Below are 11,810 nucleotides of genomic sequence, written 5' to 3'. Positions count from 1 at the left end.
GGTTAGGTGTGTTTTTCTTGGTGAAGCATTTTCAATGATAATATTTAAAATTAACGTTTTTGACGTAAATAGAAAAACAGAACTGACGATTTTGACAGTAAATCCAAATACTTTCGTTTACATAAAAAAATAGAAGTGAGAAATTACCATTCTGATGCAATGATAAATTGACCTGACGCAATAAATAAAATGTAATAAAATGTATTATATACGCAAATATAAATGCAAATGGTTCTCATTAAGGGTTTTGTTACGATATGAAGTTAAATGAATTGAAAATGGGTCAAAGTGCCAATATTGTGCATTTAAACGCACTACCAAATGATATTAGAAAAAAGCTAATGATCATGGGTATGTTGCCAAATACTCCAGTGACTTTAATTCGTAAAGCCCCTTTAGGTGATCCATTACAAGTTGAAGTGCGCGGAGTGTCTTTAGCTATAAGGAATAAAGTAGCCGAAGACATTGAAATTGAGGTGGGCCAATGAGCTTTAATATTTTAACCGTTGGTAACCCAAATAGTGGTAAAACAACATTATTTAATGGCTTAACAGGTGCTAAGCAACATGTTGGTAACTGGGCTGGTGTTACTGTTGAGAAAAAAACGGGTTATTTTAACCATAAGCAAAAAGAATTTAACTTAACTGATTTGCCGGGTATTTATTCATTAGATAGTGCCAATGATGCCAATAGTATTGATGAGTCGATTGCCTCTTCAGCTGTTTCGGCTATGCAAGCTGATCTTATTATTAATGTAGTGGACGCCACTAGCCTTGAACGCAGCTTATATATGACTCTGCAATTGCGTGAATTAGGTCGTCCAATGATCGTAGTGCTCAATAAGCTTGATGCATTGCACCGTGAACACCAAGAAATTGATGTTGAGGCGCTATCGAAAGAACTTGGTTGTCCGGTTTATATTCTTTCTGCGATCAATATGCAACAAGTTACCAAATTTAAAGATGACATTCATAAACTATCTCAAACGCCTATTGAGCTTGAAAGCCTGCATCTTGATTACGGTTATCAAATTGAATCAGCGATTGCTGAATTAAACCCGCTATGGCCTGCTGAGCGTATCGTTTCTCCTCGTGCTATGTCTATTCGTGCGTTAGAGCAAGATGGTTTAATATTATCTCATCTTTCTGAACATGATCTAGAACTACATAAAGCCTTATCAGAAAGGTTAGCGGCAGATTTTGATATCGATCTAGCCATCACGAATACCAAATATAGTTATCTACATGAAGTGTGTAAGCAAGTTCGCATTCTTGACTCTGCCTTAAGTAAAAACGTCACTCAAAAAATTGATCAGGTTGTTTTGAATAAATGGTTTGGCATTCCATTTTTCTTTTTTGTTATGTATTTAATGTTTATGTTTTCTATCAATATTGGTAGTGCTTTTATCGATTTTTTCGATATCGGTGTTGGGGCAATATTGGTTGATGGCGGGCATTACTTACTTGATGGACATCTACCGGTTTGGTTAGTTACGGTTATTGCTGATGGTATTGGTGGGGGTATTCAAACGGTTGCTACGTTTATTCCCGTGATTGCTTGTTTGTACTTGTTTTTATCGTTACTGGAAAGCTCTGGCTATATGTCTCGTGCAGCTTTCGTATTAGATAAAGTGATGCAAAAAATTGGCTTGCCGGGTAAAGCGTTTGTGCCATTGATTTTGGGATTTGGTTGTAATGTGCCAGCGATTATGGCAACTCGTACCATGGACCAAGAGCGTGAGCGTAAGTTATCGGCGGCAATGGCTCCATTTATGTCTTGTGGGGCTCGATTACCAGTTTATACGCTATTTGCGGCAGCATTCTTTCCACATAGTGGCCAAAATGTAGTGTTTGCTCTTTATTTACTTGGTATTTTGGCGGCGGTATTTACCGGTATGCTACTTAAGAAAACGCTTTATCCAGGTAATAGCAGTAGTTTCATCATGGAAATCTCAGATTACGAAATCCCAACGGTGCGTAATGTGATTATTAAAACATGGCAGAAATTAAAACGTTTCGTACTTGGTGCAGGTAAGACGATTGTTTTCGTAGTTGCAGTATTAAGTTTCTTTAATTCACTCGGCACGGATGGTTCGTTTGGTAATGAAGATAGCCAGAATTCTGTGTTATCGAAAGCAGCACAAGTGGTTACACCTGTATTTGCACCTATGGGGGTAGATCAAAATAACTGGCCAGCGACGGTTGGTATTATTACCGGCATTTTTGCTAAAGAAGCGGTAGTAGGAACATTGAATAATCTATATTCAGATCCACAAGAAGAAGACACAGAATTTAACTTAGTGGATAGCCTTAAAGAAGCGCTACAAACCATCCCTGACAACCTTGCAGGCTTAAGCTTTAGTGATCCTCTTGGTATTGAAGTTGGCGATTTAGGTGATTCAAGTGCTGCCGCAGAAGAGCAAGGCGTAAGCTCAGGTATCTTTGGTAATTTACAAGCCTATTTTGTAACGGGTGGTGCTGCCTTTGCTTACTTATTGTTTATATTGCTATACACACCATGTGTCGCAGCAATGGGGGCATATGTTCGTGAATTTGGGCCTAAGTTTGCTCGCTTTATTGGCTTGTGGACTATGTTCTTAGCTTATGCTTCTGCGGTCATTTATTATCAAGCGACTAGCTTTACTGTACATCCATTATCGAGCAGCTTGTGGATTGGTTTGATGCTCATTGCTTTTGTGATGGTTTATATTCGCTTAAAGCAGATAGGTCAAAAAGAACAAGCACTACGAATTGATGTGGTTAACATTAACTAGTTGACTGGTGAATAGCAGAAAGGCTCAGAATGTGAAGGTTCTGAGCCTTTTTTATGGAGGCCAATCTTTTTATTGGTATCAGCTTAGCGGCTAAATTGCGGGAATTGATTCTTAAAGGCATCGGCAAGAGTTTGAATTAAGGTTTCAGTTTCTTGTACCGAACGTTGTTTCCCTTCGGTATTTCCCCAAACCGGGCCTGGCCAAGCGACATCAGTTTCAAAACGCGCAATATGATGAATATGCAATTGCGGCACCATGTTTCCGAGTGCGCCTAAATTGAGCTTCTTAGGGTTAAATAACGTTTCTAGGTTTTCAAATACCGTTTGAGATTCAACTAGAAATTGTTGCTGTTGTTCCATCGGCAAATGATGCAACTCTTGAAGGCCGTCAATTTTAGGCACTAAGATCACCCAAGGTCCGATATTTTCTTTATGCAGTAACGCCAAACACAGAGGGAATTCACCGATTACATCCGTGTCTTTTTGCAATTGTGGGTGCAGTGTAAAGCTCATGATTAACCTTCATATTGTTGTTGGATTTATACCAATCGCATTAATTATCTGATCATTCTCGTTTGTTAAAGGCCTCGATAACTGCATTATCCTTTTCGTTTGTAAAGAAGTTGATTGTAGAGCAACTACTTATCGAAAATTTATGCCTTGTCCTCAAGGCTTTTTCCTTCGCAATTTCTGATCACCTAATGAATTTGATTGGTATTAGTATGAGAAAAGCATATCACCAAATGGATAAAAATATCCCCTCGATTACTCAAGGGGATAATTTATAGATAACTAACGCGTATTGATTACATGCGCTCTAAGGTTTCAATTCCTAGTAGGTCAAGACCTTGTTTGATGGTCTTAGCCGTTAGAGCAGCCAGTTTCAAGCGGCTTTGTTTCACAGCTTCATCTTCAACGCTCAAGATAGGGCAAGCTTCATAGAAACTAGAGAACTGACCTGCTAGCTCAAATAGGTAGCTACACATTAGGTGAGGTTGACCTTCACGAGCAACTGATGTCACGGCTTCATCAAATTGAAGAAGTTTAGAAATCAGTGCTGTTTCTTTATCATCACCTACCATGATATCACCTGATAGGCTATTCATATCGATGCCAGCTTTAGCAAAGATAGACGCGACACGAGTGTAAGCATATTGCATGTAAGGAGCTGTGTTACCTTCGAACGCTAGCATGTTGTCCCAATCGAAGATGTAATCGGTGGTACGGTGCTTAGAAAGGTCTGAGTATTTTACTGCTGCCATTGCAACAGTATTCGCAATATTGGCTTTTTCTTCTGTCGAAAGCTCTGGGTTTTTATCTTCAATTAGCTTTTGTGCACGTTCGGTCGCTTCATCAAGAAGATCAGCCAAACGAACGGTACCACCAGCGCGCGTTTTGAATGGACGGCCATCTTTACCTAGCATCATACCGAAAGCATGGTGCTCAAGAGAGACAGACTCAGGAACATAACCAGCTTTATGCACGATAGTCCAAGCTTGCATTAGATGCTGATGCTGACGTGAATCGATGAAGTACAGTACGCGATCCGCACCTAGTGTTTCATAACGATATTTCGCACAAGCAATGTCGGTCGTGGTGTATAGGTAACCACCATCACGTTTTTGCACGATAACACCCATAGGTTCGCCATCTTTGTTTTTGTACTCATTTAGGAAGACGACTTGCGCGCCATCATCTTCAACCGCTAGGCCTTGAGCTTTTAGGTCAGCGACGATAGCTGGCAACATATCGTTGTACATGCTTTCACCCATCACGTTATCACGAGATAGAGAAACATTGAGACGATCATAGTTACGCTGGTTTTGGATCATGGTGACATCGACCAATTTCTTCCACATTTTCGCGCAATGCTCATCACCGCCTTGTAGTTTTACTACGTAGCCACGAGCACGTTCTGCAAACGCTTCATCTTCATCGTATAATTTTTTCGATTCGCGGTAGAAGCCTTCAAGATCGGCCAGTTCCATTGACACTTCGCCTTGTTCTTTTTCGACACGCTCAAGGTTGGCAATCAACATACCAAATTGCGTACCCCAGTCACCAATGTGGTTGGCGCGAATGACTTTGTGGCCTAAAAACTCAAGAGTACGAACTACTGCATCACCGATGATGGTTGAACGTAGGTGACCAACGTGCATTTCTTTAGCAACGTTTGGCGCAGAGTAATCGGCAACGATGGTTTGTTGTTCTTGAGTGGCAACGCCTAAACGCTCATCTGATAGTGCAGCAGAAGCTTGTTTGGCTAAGAAAGCAGGGTCGAGGAAAATGTTAATGAAACCTGGGCCAGCAATTTCAGCTTTGATCGCGATACCGTCTAGGTCTAAAACATCAATCACTTTTTGCGCAAACTCACGAGGGTTCATTCCCAATTTTTTTGCTACACCCATAACACCGTTTGCTTGGTAATCACCAAATTGTGCTTTGGCTGATTGTCGAACTGCTGCAGGGCTTCCAGCGGGTGCGCCAGCGGCTTCGAGAGCTTTCGATACTTTGTCATTAATGAGGGCTGCAATATTCACGTGTGCTTCCTATGTAGTAGCTGTAAGAGTGGTTGTACTGTTGGTCGACAACCAGTCAAAATTTTTAATTAGAAAATGTGATCTATGATACCAATATTTACGGGGACATGAAAAACCTAATCTGCAATTTAAAGTGATTTTATTGGATTTATTCGTACTAACGCTTAAACCATCGCTTTATACTCACTTCACTTGAGTGTATTGGCTATTTCAATTGCTTTGGTTGCCGAAATATTTCAGATACACTTCCGCTATAATTTCATATTTTGGATATCCACGACGATGACTGCCTCAGCACCAACTTCTTTATCGCCTCACTCATTATTCCCGAAAACTTTGCTAGCGGATCTACCTCGTTTCTGGCGAGATATTTTAACCTTGGCAGATGAGTTGGGAATCGATACTCAACCCCTTATAGCTGATCATGTTGCGATGCGAATCAATGCGCTGGATGTGGCCCAAAATGCCCACCAAGAGTGGCTAACTCAGGGCAAACAAATTTCCAATACGATGATTAACGGCCGCCCAATTATTGTGATTGAATTTTCTCAGCCGTTACAGATTGAAAACCATAGTATTGAATGTCTAGAGCTTCCTTATCCAAGTGATAAAACTTATCCGAATGAAGGCTGGGAGCACGTGGAGTTTGTTGTGCCTAGTTCCGCGCAAACTGCACCGCAATTTGCCGAAGAGGTAAAAGCCGTATTTCCACAATTAGAAGCCAATTGGGATAGCTTGGGTGAAAAAGGAATCAAGGTGAAATTATCTAGCCCACAAGGTGAAGGCGAGCGTTTGGCAAACCCGACCGTGGCTTTCAAGAAAAATGGTGTGTGTATTAAGCTACATCCACATACGTTAAAAGAAGTGATAGCGAGTGAACAAGCGTAAGTTTTTAACCTTTTGAAAATAAACAGGGGCGCTCAGCGAAAAACTGAGCGCCCCTATTTTTTATTCTGAATTTATAAAATCACAGTCTTGTTACCATAAACAAACACATGGTCATTCACCACTTTATTTAATGCCTTACTCAAGACATTCTTCTCAACATCACGACCTGCTTGAGCCATATCTGCTGCACTGAAGTTATGATCCACTGGGATCACATCTTGCTTAATGATTGGACCTTCATCTAAGTCATTAGTTACGAAGTGCGCAGTTGCCCCAATGATTTTTACGCCGCGATCAAACGCTTGCTGGTAGGGTTTTGCACCAATAAAGGCTGGTAAGAAGCTATGGTGAATATTAATGATTTTATGCGGGAATTGTGCCACAAAGTTAGGCGTTAAAACTCGCATGTATTTTGCTAATACCACGTAACGTGGATCATAGCTTTTGATCACCTCAAGCATTTTTTCTTCATGCTCTTCACGGCTTAAACCTTCATGTGAAATGTGGTGATAAGGAATATCAAAACGCTCGGTTAAGGTTTGTAATTTATCGTAGTTACCCACCACTGCGACAATTTCAACATCTAAGCTACCATCGTAGGCTTTCATCAAAATATCACCAAGGCAATGGGCTTCTTTGGTCACCATGATGACGATTTTTTTGCGTGATGAGCTGATTAGCGAGCGTTTGCTGCTTGCTGGTAAAGCTAGATCTAAATCTGCAAGTAACGCTTCATCATTAAACGTCCCTTCAAGCTCAGTTCTCATGAAAAAGTGACCGCTAACATTATCTACAAATTCATTATTGTGAATAATGTTTAGCTGGTGTTTAAAACAGATGTTGGTGATTTTAGCAATCAATCCACGTTCATCGCTGCAATGAGTCAGCAGCGTTTTTCTTTCCAATTTTTCCATACCAAAATCCAAAGTGACAAAATCGAATGGCGACATAAAAAGTGCCAATCGATAAACTTACCAAATAAGCATGAGAGCTGAAGGTCGCAATCAAAAGTGATTCAACAATCTAACGATCTGTAAATCATTTAGCAAGCGTATTTAATACTTGGTTGGTTCGCTTCATTATAACTTGAGTTTGAGAACATCATTCCACTGCTTCATTAAAACTGCCATAATTGCACTCTCGCTTTAACGTTTCAGGCAATGATATCTGATGATTTCAAAAACATTTTCTTCTTCTGGCGCTCTAGGTAAAGCCATTCCAGGGTTTCAGCCGCGTCAGCCTCAGATAGATATGGCCGAAGCGGTACATCAAGCGATTAAAAACGATCAGCAACTGGTGGTTGAAGCCGGAACTGGAACCGGTAAAACCTTTGCCTATCTAGTTCCTGCGTTATTGAGTGGCAAAAAAGTCATCATCAGTACGGGGTCGAAAAACCTGCAAGAGCAATTATTCCACCGAGATTTACCATTAATGGTGAATGCACTAGGTTTTACTGGCCATGTTTCGTTATTAAAAGGTCGCTCCAACTACCTGTGCTTAGACCGATTAAGTCGTCAATTAATTGAAAGTCATACTAATGAAGCGGATCCGGAGTTGTTATCGCAATTAGTCAAGGTGCGCTCTTGGTCATCTGAAAGTAAAACTGGCGATTTGGGAGATTGTGAAGCGATAGCTGAAGATTCACCAATTATTAGCAATATCACCTCAACCAACGATAATTGTCTGGGGAAAGAATGCCCAAGTTATCAAGATTGCTTTGTGTTGAAAGCACGAAAAAAGGCGATGGATTCCGATCTAGTCGTGGTTAACCACCATTTATTCTTGGCTGATCTAGCAATAAAAGAAACCGGCTTTGGTGAGTTAATTCCTGACGCTGACGTATTTATCTTTGATGAAGCCCACCAATTACCTGATATTGCCAGCCAATATTTCGGACAATCGATTTCAAGTCGCCAAATTCAAGAACTGGCTAAAGATATTGAAATAGGTTACCGCACCGAAGCGAAAGATATGCGTCAGTTGCAAAAAATTGCCACTAAGCTCGTGCAAACCTTTATGGATTTACGGATCATTCTTGGTGATATCAACTATCAAGGCTCCAATTCCTCCGGTAAAAGTATTCGCGGTAATTGGCGAGAAGCGATCAAATCTCAAGCGGTAATGCGTGAAATTGAACGGTTACATGAAGCGCTAGATTTAGCACTAGAAGTTTTAAAAATCGCACTAGGGCGTAGTGAGTTATTAGATGCGGCCTATGAGCGTACTCACATGATTAAAAGCCGTCTCACTCGGGTGTGTGATACTTCAATTACCGGCTATTCCTATTGGTTTGAATGCAGCCCACGCCACTTTGTGTTGCACATTACGCCGCTCTCGGTATCGGATAAGTTTAAAGAACAAATCGCTACCAAGCAGGGCAGTTGGATTTTTACTTCAGCAACTCTTGCGGTGCGTGATGACTTTAAACATTTTACTGAACGATTAGGTATTGAACCAGCTCAACAATTTACTCTGCCGAGTCCGTTTGATTATCAATCTCAAGCGCTATTGTGCGTACCTCGATATTTACCAGAACCGAACAGTGTCGGCATGGCAGAAAAATTGGCTCAAATGCTAGGGCCGGTGATTGAAGCGAATAATGGACGCTGTTTCTTTTTATGTACCTCTCACCAAATGATGCGTCGTTTGGCGGATTTATTTCGTGAGCAACTTGATTTACCGGTACTCGTACAAGGTGAAACCAGTAAGCAAAAACTGCTGAATGAATTTATCGAACATGGTAATGCAGTTTTAGTCGCCACTGGCGCTTTCTGGGAGGGGATAGATGTTAGAGGCGACGCGTTAAGCTGTGTTATCATCGACAAACTACCTTTTACTGCTCCAGATGATCCATTGCTTAAAGCGCGAATTGAAGATTGCCGACTCAAACAAGGTGATGCCTTTGCCGAAGTACAATTGCCGGATGCGGTGATTACTTTAAAGCAAGGAGTAGGTCGTTTGATTCGAGATCAAAAAGATAAAGGTGTGCTAATCATTTGTGATAATCGTTTAGTAACACGTGAGTATGGTGGGATCTTCTTACAGAGCCTACCGCCAATCCCACGAACTCGGGATTTAAATAAAGTATCGGAATTCTTATCTCAATCATGCTCAGTCATGATAGACAACAACTAGCTTGAGGCCTTAATGAGCGCAAAAATCCTAGCCTTAGATACATCAACAGAAAATTGTTCTGTTGCCTTAATGATTGATGATCGCATCATCGCACGCAGCGAGGTGGCACCTCGTGATCACACTAAAAAAATACTGCCAATGGTCGATGAAGTATTAAAAGAAGGCGGTGTCACACTACAAGATCTTGATGCGCTAGCCTTTGGTCGTGGTCCGGGTAGTTTTACCGGCGTGCGTATTGGTATCGGTATTGCGCAAGGTTTAGCCTTTGGTGCTGAGTTGCCAATGATTGGTATTTCTACATTAACCGCGATGGCGCAAGCAACCTACCGTACCCAGCAGTCTGAAAATGTTGTGGCGGCGATTGATGCACGTATGAGTGAAATCTATTGGGGTCAATATCAACGTCAAACCAATGGTGAATGGCAAGCTGTCGCGCTACCAGATGGCCAATTAGAATGCGTGATCCCGCCACAAGAACTGGCTGAACATCTAACATCGAAAGAAGGCGTTTGGAGTCAAGCCGGCACTGGTTGGGATGCGTATGAAGAGTCATTAGTGAACCTACCTTTATCGATGACAAAAGGTGAAGTTTTGTATCCTGAAGCGCAAGATATTGCCGTGCTAGCACAATTTGAATGGAAAAAAGGCAATACAGTTGACGCTGAACAAGCGAGCCCAACCTATCTACGCGATAAAGTGACGTGGAAAAAACTGCCAGGTCGCGAATAATTTCCCATAATTTGCTGTGGAACTAGAGCGGGTTTATTACAGTCATAGGAAATATTCGTAATTACACGCCTATTATCAATAAGGAGTAAAAGCATGAAAAAGTATGGTTTGTTGTTTTTAATTCTTATTGGATTATCTGCATGTTCTTCTTTGCCTCCTGAGCTAGAAGCGACCTCAGAACAGCCAATTACTGATTATCAACAATGGGTTAATTCTAATCCAGATAAATCGGTTGAAGTTCGCTTAGGTGGCATCATAACGAAAGTTACTAATCTTTCAGATCAAACTCGAATTGAAATAGTAAATTTGCCAATTTCTTCAAATGGTAAGCCGAGCTTAGAAAGTGAGCCGAAAGGACGTTTTGTCGCCTATGTTGATGGTTTCTTGGAGCCGGTCAATTATAAACCAGGACGCTTGATCACTGTCGTCGGACACAGTACAGAACCAGAAAAAGGGAAAGTTGGTGAATATTCTTATACTTTCCCGACATTAAAAGCCAATGGTCAACGTTTGTGGACTATCGAAAAATCAACGTATATTGAAAATGATGATTGGTGGATGAGAGGTTGTTTACGAGGTTCTACTTTTTGCCATAATTATGGGCCAACTCGGGCTAGAGTGATCCAAGAAGTGAAATAGGGCATCAAAATTATGTTGCGAGAAAGAGAGATTCAGTTATCTCATTTGCGATTATCCGGTCTTGAATTTGGACAAGAGAGTCACGCCAGTGTGACTCTTTTGTTTTTGCACGGTTGGTTGGATAACGCAGCCAGTTTTACGCCAATTTGGGAAACCTTAATTCCCATCGCACAACAAAAAAATTGGCATTTATTGTCTATTGATTTAGCTGGACATGGTTTATCTCAACATAGAAGTTCGGATAGTTTTTATCCATTTCACGACTACATCACCGATATTCACGATCTATTAATGAATATCGCCCCAAATAAATGTATTTTAATCGGTCATTCTCTTGGTGCTTTAATTGCAAGTTGCTATAGTGCGGCCTTTCCTGACAAAGTGCAGGGGCTTATTCAAATTGAAGGTTTGGGGCCGCTGAGTGAATCGGCTGAAAGTAGCGTTGATCGCCTGCGTAAAGGAGTATTGAGTCGACAACGCATCCAGGCTAAACCCATTCGACGTTATAAGTCGCAACATGATGCCTGTTTACATCGGATGCATGCCAACCAGCTAACGGATAAACAATTAAAGCCTTTAATCGAAAGAGGCACTTATCTTGACGATGGGCATTGGTATTGGCGTTATGATGCAAAGCTAAAATGTCAGTCAATTTATCGCATGACGGAAGCGCAAAGTTTGGTTTATTTACAGGCGATCGAATGTCCAAATTTATTGATTTTCGGGGACAATGGTTTCCCACAATTTACCGGTGCGGTGATGAGAAAGATGGCTTTAAAGCATTGCCATGAAGTGATCGTACAAGGTGGACATCATTGCCATATTGAATCTTTTACGCAAGTTAGTGACTTGATCGCCACTTTTGTAGCCAAAAACAACGGAAAGTGTGATTTAAATAATTAACCTGAAAAGTGATTGTCGTTACTATATACCCAAGTAACTTCAAGGTGCCTACATTCCTTCGCTAATTTTCCTTGCCTAAAGGTCTGGATGATCGCTCTGAATTCTGTACCTTGAAGTTACTTGGGTATAAGCATGACTTTGTGAAATCAAATTTATAATAAAAATGCATAGTAGTTTATTCATAATGTAAGTATTGAAACTACA

10 protein-coding genes are annotated in these 11,810 nt (G+C 41.0%); 7 read left to right on the top strand and 3 right to left on the bottom strand.

Annotated features, from left to right (window positions below; translation table 11 throughout):
* Positions 1-257: 257 nt before the first annotated feature.
* Both ACN0T8_RS03240 and feoB read left to right on the top strand, forming a co-directional pair.
* Positions 258-488: a FeoA family protein gene (locus ACN0T8_RS03240; RefSeq protein WP_417879208.1), complete on the top strand. Its 231-nt coding sequence runs from the start codon at positions 258-260 to the stop codon at positions 486-488.
* Positions 485-2,773, top strand: coding sequence for a Fe(2+) transporter permease subunit FeoB (feoB, locus tag ACN0T8_RS03235; protein ID WP_417879207.1), 2,289 nt, complete (start codon positions 485-487; stop codon positions 2,771-2,773). Before ACN0T8_RS03240 ends, feoB begins: the two co-directional genes overlap by 4 nt.
* An 83-nt stretch (positions 2,774-2,856) precedes the next feature.
* On the opposite strand, the gene ACN0T8_RS03230 is transcribed toward feoB, so the two are convergent.
* Together ACN0T8_RS03230 and argS are read right to left on the bottom strand one after the other, a co-directional pair.
* Entirely contained in the window at positions 2,857-3,288 is a 432-nt protein-coding gene (locus ACN0T8_RS03230) for an HIT domain-containing protein (protein WP_417879495.1), read from the bottom strand.
* A 290-nt stretch (positions 3,289-3,578) separates the two neighbouring features.
* Complete coding sequence (gene argS / locus ACN0T8_RS03225) at positions 3,579-5,312, bottom strand: arginine--tRNA ligase (protein ID WP_417879206.1); 1,734 nt, start codon at positions 5,310-5,312, stop codon at positions 3,579-3,581.
* 282 nt (positions 5,313-5,594) lie between these two features.
* Between argS and ACN0T8_RS03220 the strand changes: the two genes are divergently transcribed.
* The gene (locus ACN0T8_RS03220) at positions 5,595-6,200 is read left to right on the top strand and encodes a VOC family protein (protein ID WP_417879205.1); all 606 of its coding nucleotides are present in this window, start codon (positions 5,595-5,597) and stop codon (positions 6,198-6,200) included.
* Positions 6,201-6,271: 71 nt separating this feature from the next.
* Here the strand turns inward: ACN0T8_RS03220 and purU are convergent, their stop codons facing one another.
* A complete protein-coding gene (gene purU / locus ACN0T8_RS03215; RefSeq protein ID WP_417879494.1) occupies positions 6,272-7,114 on the bottom strand; it encodes a formyltetrahydrofolate deformylase in 843 nt (280 codons plus the stop codon).
* Between the two features lie 256 nt (positions 7,115-7,370).
* Here purU and ACN0T8_RS03210 point away from each other — a divergent pair, with 256 nt between their 5' ends.
* The 4 genes from ACN0T8_RS03210 (at position 7,371) to ACN0T8_RS03195 (ending at position 11,606) form a co-directional block, all read left to right on the top strand.
* Positions 7,371-9,335, top strand: a complete 1,965-nt coding sequence (locus ACN0T8_RS03210) for an ATP-dependent DNA helicase (RefSeq protein WP_417879204.1) — start codon at positions 7,371-7,373, stop codon at positions 9,333-9,335.
* A 12-nt stretch (positions 9,336-9,347) separates the two neighbouring features.
* Positions 9,348-10,064 carry a tRNA (adenosine(37)-N6)-threonylcarbamoyltransferase complex dimerization subunit type 1 TsaB gene (gene tsaB / locus ACN0T8_RS03205; RefSeq protein ID WP_417879203.1) on the top strand — a complete coding sequence of 239 codons (717 nt, stop codon included), beginning with the start codon at positions 9,348-9,350 and terminating at the stop codon, positions 10,062-10,064.
* Between the two features lie 93 nt (positions 10,065-10,157).
* Positions 10,158-10,703: a Slp family lipoprotein gene (locus ACN0T8_RS03200; protein WP_417879202.1), complete on the top strand. Its 546-nt coding sequence runs from the start codon at positions 10,158-10,160 to the stop codon at positions 10,701-10,703.
* A gap of 12 nt (positions 10,704-10,715) precedes the next feature.
* A complete protein-coding gene (locus tag ACN0T8_RS03195; RefSeq protein WP_417879201.1) occupies positions 10,716-11,606 on the top strand; it encodes an alpha/beta fold hydrolase in 891 nt (296 codons plus the stop codon).
* Positions 11,607-11,810: the final 204 nt, after the last annotated feature.

The sequence above is a fragment of the Vibrio sp. genome (assembly GCF_048266485.1).
Classification (GTDB): domain Bacteria; phylum Pseudomonadota; class Gammaproteobacteria; order Enterobacterales; family Vibrionaceae; genus Vibrio.
Note: the sequence above shows the minus strand (reverse complement) of the source record. Positions and strands in the feature narration are given on the sequence as shown.